The sequence below is a fragment of the Candidatus Endomicrobium procryptotermitis genome (genome assembly GCA_031279415.1).
Classification (GTDB): domain Bacteria; phylum Elusimicrobiota; class Endomicrobiia; order Endomicrobiales; family Endomicrobiaceae; genus Endomicrobium_B; species Endomicrobium_B procryptotermitis.
The window spans coordinates 14,666-32,462 of record JAITIP010000040.1 but is presented as its reverse complement, the minus strand read 5'-3'; the positions used below and the strand labels follow the sequence as shown (position 1 = coordinate 32,462).

Annotated in this window: 10 protein-coding genes; all 10 read left to right on the top strand. The window is 36.6% G+C overall.

The genetic code is table 11. The features are described from left to right. The 10 genes from LBD46_08270 to LBD46_08225 all read left to right on the top strand — a co-directional run bounded on the left by LBD46_08270 (window position 1) and on the right by LBD46_08225 (window position 17,788). Window positions 1–435 carry a hypothetical protein gene (locus tag LBD46_08270; GenBank protein MDR2427153.1) on the top strand — a complete coding sequence of 145 codons (435 nt, stop codon included), beginning with the start codon at window positions 1–3 and terminating at the stop codon, window positions 433–435. A gap of 231 nt (window positions 436–666) precedes the next feature. Then, window positions 667–1,422 carry an exodeoxyribonuclease III gene (xth, locus tag LBD46_08265; GenBank protein MDR2427152.1) on the top strand — a complete coding sequence of 252 codons (756 nt, stop codon included), beginning with the start codon at window positions 667–669 and terminating at the stop codon, window positions 1,420–1,422. 23 nt (window positions 1,423–1,445) lie between these two features. Continuing rightward, a complete protein-coding gene (locus LBD46_08260; protein MDR2427151.1) occupies window positions 1,446–2,858 on the top strand; it encodes a DUF1254 domain-containing protein in 1,413 nt (470 codons plus the stop codon). A 17-nt stretch (window positions 2,859–2,875) separates the two neighbouring features. Then, a complete protein-coding gene (locus LBD46_08255) occupies window positions 2,876–3,634 on the top strand; it encodes a ComF family protein (protein ID MDR2427150.1) in 759 nt (252 codons plus the stop codon). Between the two features lie 83 nt (window positions 3,635–3,717). Then, on the top strand, window positions 3,718–7,095 hold the full coding sequence (locus LBD46_08250; protein ID MDR2427149.1) for an ankyrin repeat domain-containing protein: 3,378 nt from the start codon (window positions 3,718–3,720) through the stop codon (window positions 7,093–7,095). A 56-nt stretch (window positions 7,096–7,151) separates the two neighbouring features. Next, a complete protein-coding gene (locus tag LBD46_08245; protein MDR2427148.1) occupies window positions 7,152–9,608 on the top strand; it encodes a TIGR03960 family B12-binding radical SAM protein in 2,457 nt (818 codons plus the stop codon). After that, window positions 9,598–10,869, top strand: a complete 1,272-nt coding sequence (locus LBD46_08240) for a hypothetical protein (protein ID MDR2427147.1) — start codon at window positions 9,598–9,600, stop codon at window positions 10,867–10,869. The genes LBD46_08245 and LBD46_08240 overlap by 11 nt, the downstream gene beginning before the upstream one ends. 8 nt (window positions 10,870–10,877) lie before the next feature. After that, window positions 10,878–12,305: an Rne/Rng family ribonuclease gene (locus LBD46_08235; protein MDR2427146.1), complete on the top strand. Its 1,428-nt coding sequence runs from the start codon at window positions 10,878–10,880 to the stop codon at window positions 12,303–12,305. 274 nt (window positions 12,306–12,579) lie between these two features. Continuing rightward, a complete protein-coding gene (locus LBD46_08230) occupies window positions 12,580–16,485 on the top strand; it encodes a hypothetical protein (GenBank protein MDR2427145.1) in 3,906 nt (1,301 codons plus the stop codon). A gap of 166 nt (window positions 16,486–16,651) precedes the next feature. Then, complete coding sequence (locus tag LBD46_08225) at window positions 16,652–17,788, top strand: hypothetical protein (protein MDR2427144.1); 1,137 nt, start codon at window positions 16,652–16,654, stop codon at window positions 17,786–17,788. The last annotated feature ends 9 nt before the right edge of the window (window positions 17,789–17,797 follow it).

The window sequence follows — 17,797 nt, the reverse complement described above, 5'->3', positions numbered from 1 at the left end:
ATGAAAAAAAACAAGCCTGCCGTAACCATAATTGTGGGATTTATCGCCGGGCTTGTCATTTCGGGAATTCTCATAGACATAATAGGTTTAATCAATAACTCAGCCGATAGAGTTTTGTCTGCATGGTATGTTTCAAAATCGGAAAAATATATAGCCGTTGGAAATTTTTCAAGAGCCGCTAAGGAATACGAAAAAGCTTTAAAAAAAATAAAGCCCAATAATAAAAAACTTCTTGCTAAAATAAAAAACAATCTCGCTTTGATTGTTTTTACCGAAGCGGAGAAAAAAGGCAATAAGTCAAAAATAAAGGAGTCTCTTGAAATGTTTGAAGAGTCTCTTAATTTATATAAAGCATTAAACGATTCCGAAAGCGCTAAACAGGTTGAAATTAATATTAAAGAGGCTAAATTCGTATTGGAATCGGAAGAGAAATAAATACTTCTTAATTACAAAGGGAGTACGGCAATAAAACCTCTTGGTGAAGCGGACAGTCTGATATTTCAGTCCACTTTAGGCTGTCCAGATAATTCCTGTATTTTTTGTCTTGCATATAAAGATGAAAGGAAACGAGATGCCCAGAAATGTTGAAACTGCTGAAAAATATTATCACAAAGACAAAATAAAAAGGATTTAAAGCAGGATTTTTTAAAAGGTCTGTATCTGTAAATGAAAATAATATCGTGGAACGTCAACGGAGTAAGAGCCGTTTACAAAAAAGATTTTGCAAAATGGTTCAAAAGTGAAAACGCGGACATCGTATGCCTTCAGGAAACGAAAGCCGAAAAAGAGCAGTTTCCAAAAGAACTTGCCGAAGCGGAAGGATATAATTTTTACTGTTCTTGCGCACAAAAAAAAGGCTACAGCGGAGTTGCGGCATGGTCAAAAATAAAACCGTTATCCATAGAGACAAGTATTGAAAATGAAAAGTTTGACTCTGAGGGCAGAGTTTTAAAACTCGAATTTGATAATTTTGTTCTGTTTAATATTTATTTTCCTAATGGTGGAGCTTCAAAAGAAAGGCTAGACTACAAATTAGATTTTTACGATTACTTTATCAAATATTTGAGAAAATACGGCAAAAAAAATGTAATTATCTGTGGAGATTATAATACAGCTCATCATGAGATAGATCTGGCAAGGCCGAAACAAAATGAAGGTGTGTCAGGGTTTATGCCAATCGAAAGAAAAAAACTTGACGATCTTGAACAGTCGGGTTTTGTCGATTCTTTCAGGCATTTTAACAGAGAAGCAGAAAATTATACATGGTGGGATTATAAAACAGCTGCACGCACTAGAAACGTCGGCTGGAGAATAGATTACTTTTACGTTTCCAAAAGCGCACTCAAATATTTAAAAATGGCTGACATTCTCAGTTCTGTACAAGGATCAGATCATTGTCCGATAAGTATCACGATTTTTTAGTTATTTATTTTGCGGAGGATATTATGAAAAATGCAGTTTTATATTTTACCGCTTTTATATTTTGCATTTCGGCATTTTTGTTTGGATGCGGTAAAGAGGCTGCTCAATCGCAACCAGACAATATAGCTATGAAAAGAATGCAGATGGTACAGATTGCCAAAGAAGCTTATGTCTATGGATTTCCGATGGTTTTAGCTGAAATCACAAAAAGATATATGACAAATCCTTTGTCCGACACTGAAAATCTTCCAGTTAATCAAATAAGGCATTTCCATTCTTTTGCCGATGATAAATTTAAGAATTTTACAAGGCCGCTCTCTGATATTTTTTATTCTGCAGCATGGCTGGACTTGTCGAAAGAACCGATATTATTTGAAATTCCCGATACCTCAAACCGTTACACTCTTTTTACAATCATAAATGCTTGGACTGATGTTTTAGCTTCATCTGGAAGACGCACAAATGGAACTAATGCTTATAAATTTGCCGTTATGGGAACACACTGGGAAGGCACTCTTCCCGAAGGTTTTGAAGAATACAGATCTAATACTAACATGGTATTAGTGACAGGCGTAATACAGGTGAAAAATGCACAAGACGAAATGGATGTAGAAAAGATTCAAAATGCGATAAAGGTGTACCCTTTAAGTTCTTACGATAAAAAATATGACGCTCCTAAAGGTGTAGCAGATGATACTTTATCTGTAAAAGTTCCTTTGGAACAGGTTTTTTCCATGAATATAAGTGATTTTTTTAATACTTTTAATAATTTAATGCTTAAAAATCCGCCTTATTCACAAGATGAACAAATTTTAGATAAAATATTGGATATTGGCGTAGCTCCGGGAATGAGATTCGATCTTTCAACATTTGACTTTGACACGCAGGAAGCTTTTAAAGAGATACCGAGGTGGCTGAAAGATAATATAGAAAGCATAAAAATGGAAGGAGCGGAAAAAGGTTGGAACTATAATCTTGCTTTCGGCAGTTATAAAGTTGATTATACTCTTAGAGCTAAAACCGCATATTTAAATTTCGGGGCAAGTCTTAATGATGACATTGTCTGCATATATTCTTATGCCGATTCAGACAATGAAAAATATGATTTTTCGAAAAAATATGTTTTAAGTTTTAAAAAAGATGAAATCCCTCCCGCAAACGCTTTATGGAGTGTTTCTTTGTACAATGGTTCCGGTTATTTAGTCAAAAATTCAATAAAAAGGTTTTCATTGGGCAGTAAAGATAACCTGAGATTCAATAAAGACGGCTCTCTTGAAATTTATATTCAGAAAGATAATCCGGGCAAAGATAAACAAAGTAATTGGCTTCCTTGCGGTGAAGAAGAGTTTTCTGTAGCGCTTAGATGTTATTGGCCGAAAGATAATCTTCTTGACGGCAGCTGGAAGGCACCATCTGTAGTAAATAAAACAGAATAACCTGAAAAGCAGCACGTGTGGAATTTGTTTTAACCTGCGGAGAAAATTTGATAAACGATATAAAAAATTTATTGTTAAGAATTTTGGCCTTTTTTTATCCGGTTACCTGCTCGTGTTGTGGAAAGTTGATGTCTGCTGTTTCAAAAGAAAGAGTCTGCGATGGCTGTAGAAATAGTCTAGATAAAATAAAAGGCTTTATCTGCCATAAATGCGGTTTACCTTTAGAAGACGGAGGTGAGCATTGTTATGTATGCCGGCACAACCCTAAAGAGTTTCATTTTGACAAAATGAGAGCGGCTTATTTATATAAAAATTCCGTCAGAAGATTGATATTGAAATTCAAATATTTTGATAGAATATTTTTGGCTGCAGATCTAGCACAAGGCGTGATCGAAGTTTTAAAACAAAACGACTTTTTTAATGATACCGACATCGTGATTCCCGTACCATTAAATATTGTCAGAAGGATAAAAAGAGGATATAATCAGGCAGCGCTGCTTGCTTTGGAAGTCGGTAAAAGCATCTCAAAACCGGTATCTGAAAAAATTCTTTTAAGAAGCAAAATAACAAAACCACAATTTAAACTTTCCAAAAAAGAAAGAACCGAAAATATCAAGAATTCTTTTGTTGTAAAAAATCATAATTTGATAAAAAAGAAGAATGTTTTGCTTGTGGATGATATTGTTACTACTTCTGCAACGGCATCTGCCTGCGCAAAAGTTCTTAAAGAGTCAGGAGCGTCAAAGGTGTATGTGATTGCTTTAGCGCGCGATTAAATCCGTTGTTCAGCTTCCCATTAAACAATACGCATTTGTTTGCTATAATAATAATTGATAATTATATATGTGAGAGGTTGAAAATGAAAAGAAAGTTATTATTTGCCTTGTTTTTTGTTGTTTATGCATATGCTGGAAATGCTGCTGCGGACGAAATTACTGAAGCGATTATTCTCGGCAATTCTTCGGCGGCGATTGAGTTAATAAATTTTGGAGAAAATATTGATATAAATTTGAGAGATGATACCGACGGTTATACGCCTTTAATGCTTGCTTCAAAAAAAGGCGATGTCGCTGTCGTCAGAGCACTTTTGGAAAAGAATGCGGATGTCAATGTAAAAAGCTATAAAGGACTTACGGCTCTGATGGCTGCGGTTGAAAGCGGTAATAAAAACATAGCCGTTTTGCTTGCAGATGCAGGCGCGGATATTGACGCTAAAGAAAATGAAGGTTGGACGGCTTTATTGTTTGCCGCACATTCCGGCAATAGCAGCATGGTGAGGTTTTTAATAGACAGAAGGGCAGATGTCAACGCCAGAAATTATACGGGTGAGACTCCTCTTATACATGCCGCGGAAAAAGGACATAAAGATATAGTAAAAATGCTTATAGATAACGGCGCACAAACCGAAGCAAAACAAAATAGCGGCTGGACTGCTTTGATGTTTGCAGCCAGAAACGGAAACGATTTCATAACGGAACTTTTAATAGATGACAGTGCCGATGTAAACGCAAAAAACAATTCTTATTGGACGCCGTTAATGATTGCGATTAAAAGCGGAAATTTGTCTACGGCGAAACTGCTCATAGAAGCAGGTGCCGATGTAAACGTAAAAAATGAAAATAAGTGGACTGCTTTGATGTTTGCATCCGAGAAAGGCGATCGCGAAATAATAAGCCTTCTTATAGATAAAGGCGCCGAAATAAATGCAAAAAATGATTTAAATTTTACAGCTCTTATAATAGCTTTGGACAATAAGCATTATGAGTTGGCCGAGTTTATTATTAATGCCGGAGCTGATACGGATATAAGAAACAATAACGGAATAACGGCTCTTATGCTTGCTTTAAGAAATGGATACGATAAAGAAGCCCGCAAAATTATAAGTAAAAGTTTAAACGTAAATATTAAAGATTCGAAAGGATGGAACGCTTTGATGTATGCGGCAAGATACTGCAAATCTTCAGACATTTTTCTTGACCTTATATACAAAAAGGCCGAAGTCAATGCTAGAAATAACATGGGCTGGACTCCTTTAATGCTTGCATCATATGCTGGAAACAGAGAGTATATAGAAATACTTATGGAAAATGGAGCGGAAACGGAACTCAAAAATAATGATGGACAGACCGCTCTTATTGAAGCAGTTGAAAATAAACAACCCGAAATCGCTAAACTTTTAATATCGGAAGGCGCAAACATTAACACAAAAGAAGAGAAAACGAATAATACGCCTATGATGTTTGCCGCTGCGGAAGGATATGACACGCTGGTATCTCTTTTACATTCGAAAGGAGCTGCAGTTGACGAGAGAAATAACGAAAGTATGACGGCTTTGTTTTTTGCCGTAAAAAATAACAGGATAAGCACGGTTAAGAAATTGATTAAATACGGAGCCGATATAAATTTTAAAGACAGTAAAGGAAAAAAAGTTTTGGCATATGCCAAAGAAAACGGCTACAAAGAACTTGAAAAAATTCTTAAAGCAGAAGCTGCCGACAATACGAAAGGCGTTCTTGCCGGTATAAAATATGGTGAAGGCATAGACAACATAAAAATGCCGCTTTTGTCTGCGGTTTATGAAAATGACGTCGAAAAAGTCCGTGAAATCGTATTGTCAAGCCAAACTAAAATAAATGTGGACGAAAAAACGGATTTAGGAATTACACCTTTGATGATTGCTGTGTCTAAAGGTAATATGGAAATTGTCGAAATGCTTATTGCCAATAAAGCGAAAATTGACGACGTTGCAAAAGACGGATCTTCGGCTTTACTTATAGCTGTCCGCAGCGGTAGTATAGAAATGATAAATCTGCTGTTAAATAATAATGCTAATATAAACATTACCAATAAAAAAGGAATTACTCCTCTATCTGCGGCAATAATTGAAAACAGGGCTGCTGAAGTGCATATTCTTATTTTCAGAGGTGCAGACATAAACAAAAAAGATGCGCTTGGTTCTACCCCGCTTATGCATGCGGCTAGAACAGGAAATGAAAAAATAATAAATGAACTGATAAACGCAGGTGCAAAAATAAACGATAAAAATAAATCTCATGAGAACGCTTTAATGTGGGCTGCCGAAGCGGAAAATAAAGATACAGTTTACTTATTGATTGAAAAAGGGATTGACATAAACGCAAAAGACAATAACGGTTTTTCGGCTTTAGCAGCAGCCGTATATAATGGAAAGAGCGATATGGTTGATGTTTTGATTGAAAAAGGTGCCGATATTAATACAAAAAACAATAAAGGCTGGACGCCGCTTATGATTGCTTCATATCAGGGTAAGATCGAAATGGTAAAGAAGCTGGCGGGTTCTAACGTGAATTCGATGACTAAAGAAGGTTGGACTGCTCTTATGTTTGCCGCCAGATATGGTAAAAATCAAACCGAGATACTCAACGCACTTATAGAATGCAAAGCCATCGTAAATCTGAAAAATAAAAATGGCTGTACAGCTTTAATGCTTGCCGTTTATGCCGGCAATATAGAAGCTTCCATGTTGCTTATGGCAAATGGAGCCGGTGCCGATATAGTAAAAAACAACGGGGGTACAGCACTGATGATAGGTGTCACAAATGGGAATATCGATGCAGTTAAGCTTTTGCTGAGCAACGGCGCAAATATAGATATTGCCGGTTATTACGGAACCGCTTTAAATCTTGCAGTTTTGAAAGACAATTTTGATATGGTCGAATTTTTAATTAAGAACAGCGCCGACGTCAATAAAGCAGGAAGAAATGGCAAAATGCCTTTGATGACGGCCGTTATGAAAGGGAATATAGATATTGCCAGATATTTAATCGATAATGGAGCCGATGTAAACGCTCAGGAAAAAAAAACGGGCTTTACTGCGCTCGATTATGCCGCTGGTAACGAAGTTATGGTCAATTTCTTAAAACAAAACGGAGCTTCAAAAGAGAATGCAAAAGAATACGACGCTATAATGTCCGAAAAATTTACAGCTGCGACTGTTCAGTCCGTTGACGATGCTTTAGGCAGCTGTGCATCTTTGGAAAATATATCGGAAACATGGATAATTCAATGGACGCCGAAAAGAATAAGTAATTTCTTAGATTATAAAGTGAGAATTGCAGAAAACACCAAAGGTATCGTTGAGTTCTTGTCAAAAGAAGAAGGGGAAAAATGGCTTAACGGTATATACAATGAAAATAAAATGAATTCTTCGGTTTATAGAAGTCCCGCCGAAGTCGGATTGGTAATACCCATAAAATAAATATTTAATGTCCAATTTTTTACTTACCGCATAAAATAAGAAAATGGTTACAATTAATGAGAAACGCTCAAATTGATGAGATACTGGCTCTTGTACAAAAGCCTTCAAGATATATTAATGGAGAATTAAATTCGTATCAGGCAGATATGTCTGCTGATTTTTCTGTTTGTCTGTGCTTTCCTGACATTTACGAAGTCGGCGCTTCCAATCTTGGCATTGAAATTCTCTACCATTTAATTAATGAAAAAAAGCTCGCCCGCTGCGAAAGATGTTTTGCTGCGGACATGGATTTGGAACATATTTTGCGTGAAAGAAATTTCATGCTTTTTTCATTGGAATCGCAAAGCGATTTGAAAAGTTTTGACATCGTCGGTTTTACCGTTCAATGCGAACTTGTTGCTGCAAATATTGTCAACATGCTTGATTTGGCTCAAATATCTGTTTTTTCCAAAGACAGAAAAGAGGAAGAACCTTTAATTTTGGGAGGTGGTCCCGCTTTAACAAATCCAGAACCTTTTGCCGATTTTTTCGATGCTTTTGTAATAGGAGACGGCGAACCCGCAATGCCGGCTGTCATTGATGTATGGAAAAAAACGTATGGATTCCCAAGGCAAGAAAGACTTAAAAAACTTTCGGAAATCAAAGGAGTGTACGTTCCTTCGCTTTATAATGTCGAATACAATGAAGATATGACGATAAAATCCGTTACGCCGATAAGTCCAGACATAAAGGCTGTGATAAATAAAAGCGTTTTACGGCTTGAAGACGCATATTTTCCTCAAAAAAAGATAGTGCCTTTTGTAGAAACGGTGCATGACAGATTAAACATAGAAGTTGCGCGAGGATGTCCTGGACGGTGCCGGTTTTGTCAGGCGTCAAAATATTACAGACCGTGGCGTTCGCGGCCGCTTGAAAAACTTTTGGAAGCGGTTAAATACGGGTTGTCGTATACCGGTTATGAAGAAGTTGCTTTTTCGTCTCTTTCCTGCAGCGATTACAAAAATCTGGATAAACTGCTTATCGAAACGAATAAATTATACGGTGCTTCGAATTTAAGAATATCATTGCCTTCGCTGCGCTGCAATGAACATTCGTTAAAAGTCGCACAATATATTAATCGTAGTAAAAGGCCTACTCTGACTTTTGCTCCGGAAGCCGGAACCGATAGGCTAAGAAATGTAATCGGAAAGTATCTGCCGGAAAAGCGGATTATAAAAACTCTTCTTTCGGCGAACGCTATGGGCTGGAAAGTCATAAAACTTTATTTTATGATAGGGCTTCCTACGGAAACCGATGAAGATTTAGCAGGAATAAATACTTTGGTGCGTTTGATTAAAAAAGAAGCAAAAGGGCTTGATTTTAACATTACGGTTTCTCCTTTTGTGCCAAAAGCGCAGACGGCTTTTCAATGGGTGCCGATGGTTGCACCGAAAAGAATAAAAGAAAAAATAGATTATTTAAGCAAACTCATGCCGGCTAAAATAAAAGCGCATAATCATCTTGCAAGCGTACTGGAAGCTTTTTTGGCAAAAGGCGATAGACGCGTTTCCTGTGTGATATATAAAGCATGGCAGAAGGGTGCCCGTTTTGACCAATGGTCTGACAAGTTTAGAAGTGATATATGGAATGAAGCGGTTGTGGAAAGCGGATTGGATATTGATTTTTACGTATACAGGGAAAGAAATAGAAACGAAGTTTTCCCTTGGGATCATCTGAACTTTCTGGTATCGAAACAAAGCTTGTATGCAGATTACATAAAAGGAATAAATGAAACCACAGATATTTCGTCCGATGAGTTTGACAAATCGCAGTGTCTGCTTCCGGAAAATTATGAAGAACCCAAAAATTTGGTTTTGCCGCCCATTATGCGTATGCGTTTGCGTTTTTCGAAAAAAGGCTCGGCAAGATTTATTTCGCATCTAGAACAGATAGAAGTTTTCAGAAGAGCTGCAAGGCGTTCAGGTTTGCCGGTGGCTTATACAGCGGGTTTTAGCCCTCAGGTAAAATCTTCTTATGGTCCTCCGCTTTCCGTTGGCTATGAAAGTTTATGCGAATATATGGAACTTTATTTTACTGAAAAAGTCAGCAGGGATGAAGTTATCAGCGGATTTACTGATATTCTCCCGCGCGGTTTTAAAATTTTGGATGCAAAAAGGGTTCCTCTGTCATTTCCTTCAATAGACGTGCTGGCCAATATTGCCGAGTTTTCGATAAAAAATATCGATATTTCACGTGAAAAAATATACGACTTTATGAGCTGTAACTCGATAATGGTTGAAAAAAACAAAAAAGGAAAAATTACGGAAATTGACGCAAAGCCGCTTATAAAACGGTTTGACATAAGTAAAGAAGGATTAACAATGCAGTTGAGATTTGGAAACGGTAAAACCGTGAAACCTGAGATGATTTTGAAAAAACTATTAGAAAACCAAAAAAATTATGTTAGAATATATAATATTGAAAAAATACAATTATATATCGAGGTATCCAGCGGGGAAATTTATGAGCCGTAGCGCTTTTAATGTTTTACTTTTATGTGCGCTTATAGTTATTTTTTTTTGTAGTGTTTATGGAGCAACAAAACAGAGAAAAACAGATATATTTTGCATAGGCGATTCAATTGTTCTGGGAAATAGAGGAAGTTCTATCTATTCAGAGACCTTGCAGATTTTGCTTGATAGGGAATATGGAGCCAATAAAGTTTCGGTATATAATTATTCGTTTTTTGATATGAATACTGCCCAGTGCCTGAAACTTATAAGTGATATTCTTTCAAAATCAAACAGCAATACGGAATTCATAGTAATTATGGTCGGTGAGGCTAATTATTATAATCTCAACGGGTTTACCGAATACTTGAAAGGTAAAGGCATTTACACTGCGCAGGATGCTTTTATAAATGAAAACGATGTTGATTCCGTAAAAAAATTAAATAATGAAGTGGCAAGTATGTATGCTTCTCCTGCGGCACATTCCAATAAAGCTTCTCTCTATTACGCTTTTTGCACCGCTTATCGTTCCATAGCAGGCTCTTCTCCCAAAAAAGTAGATGGGTATGCTCCTAAAATAATACCTTCTTTTCTGGTTCTTTCTGAAGATATTGTGACCAATATCGACATTGGCGCTTCTTTCGACGCCAGATATAAACTTGTCTGGGATTTTATAAATGAGAAGAAATATAAAGAAGCCGAGATGCTTATTAAAGAAATGCTGAGAATTAAACCTTTAGATTCCAGACTTTATTATACGCTCGGCTCTTTGTATCTGATGGATGCAGGTAATTCAAGAGTAAACGAAGCTTTGAAAATGTTTGAAGAGGGAATTTTAATAAATCCTTTTGACAAAACAAATCAATGTTATAAAGGTTTATCTGTAATGTATATGTCTTATGATGGCATAATCATATCCGAGATTCTTTACTTTACAAAAGTCATGAAAAGTTATATTGGCGAATTCATACCCGAAATCAACTCGATAACAGCCATCAATACAACCGATTATAACATAAAAATGCGCATGATAAACGAATGGATAATAAGCGATATAAAAAAAATTGACGAATTGTGCAAAAATAAAAACGTGAGGCTTTTGGTAGCAGACTATCCGCTTTCCGCTAAAACCGGAGAATTTTTAAGAGATGCACTTTCTTCTGGCGGTATTGTGTTTGTAGATAACAAATCCGTTTTAAAAAATGTGGATGTTTCTCAGGAAACGTCGATATATGCGCAAACGGCTAAGAATGTAATGGAAGCAATAAATAAGATAAAAAAGTAGGAATAATAGTGAAAAAAGAAATAGTAGTAAACAGGACTCTTGAAGAAACAAAAGTAGCGGTGCTTGAAGATGGAAGACTTTTTGATTTATTTATCGAAAGGCGTGAGTCGGAAAAAATCCTCAATAACATATATAAAGGCAGAGTCCAAAACATAGTTCCGGCTTTAAATTCCGCTTTTGTCGATATAGGTTTTGGCAAAAGTGCTTATCTGGGAGTCGACGATATCGTAGCTCAGAAAAATGAAAAAAATATCGGACAAATGATTAAGCCTGGACAAGACATAATGGTTCAGGTTTACAAAGAGCCTATAAGCACTAAAGGGTCTAAAGTGACAATGGATATTTCGCTTCCTGGAAGACTTTTGGTGTATATGCCATTTAGCAACAATATAGGCATATCGAAAAATATTGACGATAAAAAAGAGTATGACAGGCTTAAAAGAATAGTTGCAGATTTTAAAGTGGATATTCCAGGCGGGATCATAGTCCGAACGGAAGCTGAAGACGCGGCCGAAGAAGAAATAAAAAGAGAGATAAAATATCTTACGCGTATGTGGGCTTTGATAGTGCGCAGGTTTGAAGATGCAAAACCGATGAGTCTGATACATAAAGATTTAGGTGTTGTTTTTCAAACGGTCAGAGACTATTTTACAGAAGATGTGATTTTAATGCATATAGATTCCCAAAAGGAACTTAAAGATGTTGCGGAGTTTGTTAAAGTTATTTCTCCTGAACTGACGGACAGAATAGTTCTTTACAATGGCAGCCAATCTATTTTTAAATCCTATGGAATTGAAGAGGAGATTAAAAGGCTACATTCGAATAAAGCAAGATTGAAGTCCGGCGGATATCTTATAATACAAGAAGCCGAATCGCTCTGCGCCATAGATGTCAACAGTGGCAAATTTACAGCCAGAGCTTCGCATGAAGACACCGCCACGATTACAAATCTTGAAGCGGCCGAAGAGATTGCAAGGCAGTTAAGACTGAGAAATATCGGCGGAATTATAGTGATAGATTTCATCGACATGAAAAAAGCGGCTAACAGGCAAAAAGTTCTCAACGCTTTACGCACGGCGACAAAAGGAGATAAAGCAAAAACAAAAATATGGCCTATAACAAGACTCGGACTTATTGAAATGACAAGAGAGCGCAAGAGAGAATCTTTGTTTTCCCTTCTTGGAGATACGTGCCCGACATGCCGCGGGTTGGGGCTTGTCCTTTCTAAAGAATCTGTTTTTATAAACGTTTGCGATGATATAGAACAGATGAACGTCGATATGCACCACGGAAAAATCAAAATAAAGCTTAATCCTGATGTTGTGGAATATTTTAACGAACGCAAATCCCGGCTTAAAGAGCTTTTTAAACTAGATGTTGAAATCAAATCTAATACCGATATAGATAGGGAAGATTACCAGATTATATTTGAATAATCGCTGTCCGTTTGAGGTTTTAGTTCAAATATAGGACTGAATCTTAACAGACAATTATAGTAAAATAATATAGGCCTATAAATAGTAGTGTTGGAAATAGTGCGTTATATATCCATATCTTAAATAAAATATGGTAAAATATAGTGGAAATTTATAATTAACAAAAATAAATATGTTATGTAAAAATATAAAAAGATATTTGTTTAATTTTCTTAATATTTCGCTATTAATATATCTAGAAAATTAGGCTGATTTTCCGTGAAGGATTAATTTTGTGAAGTATTTTCTTAAATCATTGTATCTGTTTTTAGTATTCTTGTTTTCTGCATTTGCCTTGTCTGTAGAGGCAGGACCGCGTCCTGGTTATACGGGTTCTTCTAATGGCAGTAAAACTATAATGTTGAAGTCTTTTCCTGGAAATTTTTTTAAACCATCTCCAGGAGGCGCGGCAAGCTTAAAAAATTATACTTCTGTAATGCCTGCCGCAAGGCTTGATTCATCTTTTTCTTCACTTTCTCCATATCCTACAAATAAATGGTACACGTCGCTTTTTACTGACCCTCGTGATGATACCGGTACCAATGCCTCAAATATAGGCAACAGAGTAGCTCTTACGCCTATGTTGATGATTTATGATTCAAGATTTCCTTACGGCTGGGACAGTGAGCCGCCGTCTGCATGGGGAGGAGCTGGTTTAGGGTATTCTTTAGGCGGTCAATTAATAGGGGTAAACGGTGCAAATGAAATGTATGTGCAAAATCTTTTGCCTTTGGCGGTTCAAGGCTCAACTATTACAGGGGAAGCGGGAATAGCCGATGCAACGGTTATTTGGGCAGATAAAATAAAAATAAAAGATTATTCAGATTGGTCAGTAACAACTGTTTTGGAAGACAGAAATAATTCCGCAAATAAAGTCACTACGACTTTCGGAAAGGGTTTTGCATTTACTTACAATTATTTTTCTCCAAATATTACTCCTAGGCTCCGCGCTAAATTTACGGAAAACGCCGGCGACCTTACTTGTTATATTAGCAATAACGGTACTATGACTAATGTGAATCCTTCGGGAGCAAGCATGAGCGTATCTGCTGATAGTTTAATGTTAAAAATGCGCGTAAACCAAAGTGATTCCGCAAATTTTATAAATACAAACGGCGAAACATATCAGTATTTCGGAGTATATGCTCCGAGTGGGTCAACATTTCATATAAGCAAATATCAGTGGGGACAATGGAAAACGACTTATGTAAACGTAACTTTCCCAGCTTCAGCCGTAAATGAAAGCGACAGATACTTGTCCATAGCTCTTTTAAAATCGCCGTCTGCTACTGCTGATGACACGGGAGCTTTTGCTCTTTTTCAGCAATATTATAATTACGCTTATAATTTTGTTACGGACACGCAAGTAAGCTGGACATATAATAACGACGCTACACTTACAACAAATTTTAATTTCACTTTTGATGTTAAACGAAGCGGTGGTAGTTTTGTTTCAAATCAAACTATTTTTGCATTATATCCTCATCATTATAAAAATTTGTCAAGTTCTTTAGGCAGCCAAATTAATCAATATTCGTCAATAAGAGGAACGTTGAAAGCATATCCTGGAAGTTCTTTTCAAACAAAACACAATTTTAATGGTATTGTGCCGTTTTTAACTTATGAAGTTCCTGCTTCTGCCGAGTCAAAACTGCAGGAGTATCTGAATTACGATAAAGATTTTGACCCCTCGCAAGCGCGCATAGAAAATGGGTGGAAAGGCGATTCAAACACATATTATCACGGAAAAGCTGTTGCAAGAGCGGCAAACTTAATTTCGGTTTTTCATCAAAATGGCGATTTTGCTAACCGTGATTCTATGATAAATAGATTAAAAACTGAACTTTCAACTTGGTATTCCGGGACAAATGCAAAAAAATATTTTGGGTATGATTCAGCATGGGGCGGAATAATAGGCTCAACGCCCGGAAATGTAGCTGATTTCGGCGCAAGTAAGTTTAACGATCATCATTTTCATTATGGATATTTTGTTTACGCTTCCGCAATACTTGCAATATATGATCCTTCTTTTGCAGAAAGTTCACAGTATAAAGGGATGGTGGATTTGCTTATCAAGGAATTTGCCAATCCTCTCAGAGATGACACAAGTTTTCCATTTTTAAGGAATTTTGATGTGTATGAAGGACACTCTTGGGCAAACGGCAGAGGCGGCGCAGACGCATGGTTTGGCAATGATGAAGAATCAACTTCAGAAGCTATGAATGCTTGGGCAGGCATATATTTATGGGGTATCGTGACAAATAACCAGACTTTAATAAATTTAGGCGTTTACGGATATACAACGCAATATGAAGCTACGAAAAATTACTATTTTAATATAGAAGGCGATATTTGGACAACGTTAGATTTCAATCACAAAAGTGTTGGCATGCTTTTTGACAGCAAATTTAACTGGAGCTTGTGGTGGGACCCTAAAATTACGCAGACAGTAATGGGTATTCAGGTTTTGCCTCTTACGCCGTCTATGTTGTATTTGGGATATGATACAAATTATGCACAGAATTTTTACAATGAATATTGGTCGGGTCGAGATACTTCCAGCGGAAGAAACAATCTTTGGAGAGATATTTGGCTTCGTTTTGAATCTCTTTTTGACGCACCTAAGGCTCTGACGGATTGGAATAGTGCAAATCTAGTTGTAAATTTTCCTGATACTTTTAATACCGGCATTGGAGACGATGGAAGCAGCATGAGCTTTTCTTATCACTTCATACATTTTTTTAACGCCATGGGAACCGTCGACACAAACTATTACGCTAATGAGCCGTCTTTTCTTGTTACTAATAAAAGCGGAGTGAGGACTTTTATAGCTTACAATCCGGATAAAGAAAACTATAAAACTGTCAATTTTTTTAAAAGGACATCGGCTACTGTTCCTGCTGTGCCTAACGGCGGCAGTATGATGATACCACCCGGCACAATGGTGCAAACCGATAATTTTTCCGATTTTAAATACACTTCTACAGACTTGTCATATTCCCCGTATCTCAGTTCTAATACAAAACAAGATGTTTACAGCATTTATTCCGATAATTTTTTGGGAGGCGTAGTTGGCGGAAACGAGTATCAAGACAATCTTGAGCAGGAGTCGTGGGGAGGAACTATTAGTTTTACGCCTTATACTTCCTTCAGCGGTTCGTTTGAAGGAGAAAATTATATGTCGGCTAAAAGAACTGATTCAGGCTGGGGCGGCTGGGGTTTTAGTTTTGCCGACGGTATGTACAATATGTCTTCTTATTATGGCGGGAAAATAGAGGTCAGCCTTAGGATTTCGTCGCCTTCTGCGGCTGCTGAAAATTTTGAAATAGGTTTTGAAACTATAGGGGGGCAGGTCTGGTTTACTTTATCGGAGTTAGGTTTTGTTCAATCCTCAACAGACTGGCAAAGTGTGTCAATACCTTTAAAGAGCGATTCAAGCTCATTAATAACGAAAAACAATTTAGGTTTTGTTACGCTTCCTTTTATCATGAGGCATAATGCCGGCAGTTCTCAAAGCGAGTGGGGGATTGAAGTGTTTGTAGATTCGATTTTATGGAAAAAAGCTGCTCCTTTGGCTAACCTGTCGTTGGAACTGGCAAATCGTTCCGACGGTTTGTCCGTTTCATCCATAACTTGGGACAATGCAAAGTATAAAGAAGAAAATGCGGTCTCTTTGCAGTACATTGAAATTGCTCTAAATAATGTTGAAGGAAACAACTGGGGTGTTCAGGTCTATACCGATAATAAATCTTCTTTTACAGTTTCAGATCTTACTTATGCTGGAGAAATTACCAGCACTACCAATTCAGGATTGGTAAATTTAAAATACAATTCTTTAGAAATGCTTCCTATAAGATGGCGTCCAGCTCCTTCATCGATTGAGGATTCTGATGTATTTACAGACTGGCAAGATCCATGGAAATTTTTAAGAGATATAAGCGCTTTTGACAATAATACGGGTCTTCACAAAGGCAGCGACGAAATAAAGTTTATGGACAAAAGGGGATTTAGATACAATTATGCCGATTACGGATCTCTGCAGGGCAATAAGAAAATAAGACTGTATTTCATTGCCGATTTCAGAAATGCTATAAAATCAGTGTATAAAGCTAATATAATAATAGAGTATTTTAACGAATAGCCCCTTTCTTCAGACGGCAAATTAAACAACAGCAATAAAAGAAAACTTGTTTATCTTGTGCGTTTTAATCGCAAAATCTTGACATTAACTCGGAAAGGTTGCTTGTTGTTGCCGACTTTCAAGCTTCTGTTTTTGTCATTACTCAGCTTCTAAAAAGGTATTCAAAATGGATAATTTTACCGTATCGGCTGATAAGAAAACCGTTTTTATCATGGGAGCAGGTGCAAGCAAAGATGACGGCATTGCGGTACAGAACGAAATTTTGGATAAAATAGTAAAAGGAAATTTTTCCTTTCCTCCGGATAAAAAAGATTCGGTTACTTTTAAAGAGTACACTAGAATTTCATCAAATATAAATGAACTCGTAAACTCGGTTTTTGCCAAAGATGCCTGCAAAACTCTCAGCCTTGAAAGTCTTTTTAATATTTTGGAAACTGCGCTTGACAAAAGAGAAAATATAGGAAACATAGATATTAAAAAAATCAGAGCTTATTATGCTGATTTGATAAGAGGCATAATGTATGCCACAAGAATAGATTCAACGCTTGAAGAGCATAAAGTCGAAAACTTTATCGACGGCAAAAAACAGCCGAAAAGTCCTTATACCGAAATGGGGATTAAAATTTATGGCAATTATGACTATGAAAACATAAACTTTTCGTTCGTTAATTTTAACTATGACATATGTTTGGACAGAGTTTTACTTTCAATGCATAAAAAAGATGAGACCAAATCGTTTGATTTGGATTATGGCATAGAGCTTGGAAATTATACGCTGGAAGCTGGACGGAAGCTTTGGTTTGCAAAACCGAGAAAGAGAAAAGTTTACCTTTTGCGTCCTCATGGTTCAGTAAACTGGCTGTTTTGCCGTTCCTGCGGCAATGTTTTTTCAAAACTCACAAGGCAAAATAAAGTTGCTGATATCCTTCAAAACACGAAATGTTATAATTGCGGGCTTTCAAATCTTGAACCTTATATTATATACCCAAGTTATAATAGAATTTATGAAAATAAGCATCTTGTGCAGATATGGATGCGGCTTGAGAAACTTTTAATGGAAGCGGACAAATGGTGTTTCATAGGTTATTCTCTTCCTGAAGCTGACAGATATTTCACTTATATACTTACGAGAGCGTACAATTACAGAAAAGCGATGGGAAAAAATACAGAAATTTTTGTAGTCAATATAAATAAAACTTGCGGCAGGGACATTTTTGCGAAATTTGGGACATACTTTAATAAAGTGATAAAATATGAATGTAGTTTTAAAGAATTTACATATAAATATTTTTCCGTAGATTAAAGGAGCAAA

What these genes read in the sequence shown, in the direction of transcription:
- LBD46_08270 (MDR2427153.1), top strand. Translation starts at nt 1, where the DNA reads ATGAAAAAAAACAAGCCTGCCGTAACCATAATTGTGGGATTTATCGCC.
- xth (MDR2427152.1), top strand. Translation starts at nt 667, where the DNA reads ATGAAAATAATATCGTGGAACGTCAACGGAGTAAGAGCCGTTTACAAA.
- LBD46_08260 (MDR2427151.1), top strand. Translation starts at nt 1,446, where the DNA reads ATGAAAAATGCAGTTTTATATTTTACCGCTTTTATATTTTGCATTTCG.
- LBD46_08250 (MDR2427149.1), top strand. Translation starts at nt 3,718, where the DNA reads ATGAAAAGAAAGTTATTATTTGCCTTGTTTTTTGTTGTTTATGCATAT.
- LBD46_08245 (MDR2427148.1), top strand. Translation starts at nt 7,152, where the DNA reads ATGAGAAACGCTCAAATTGATGAGATACTGGCTCTTGTACAAAAGCCT.
- LBD46_08240 (MDR2427147.1), top strand. Translation starts at nt 9,598, where the DNA reads ATGAGCCGTAGCGCTTTTAATGTTTTACTTTTATGTGCGCTTATAGTT.
- LBD46_08225 (MDR2427144.1), top strand. Translation starts at nt 16,652, where the DNA reads ATGGATAATTTTACCGTATCGGCTGATAAGAAAACCGTTTTTATCATG.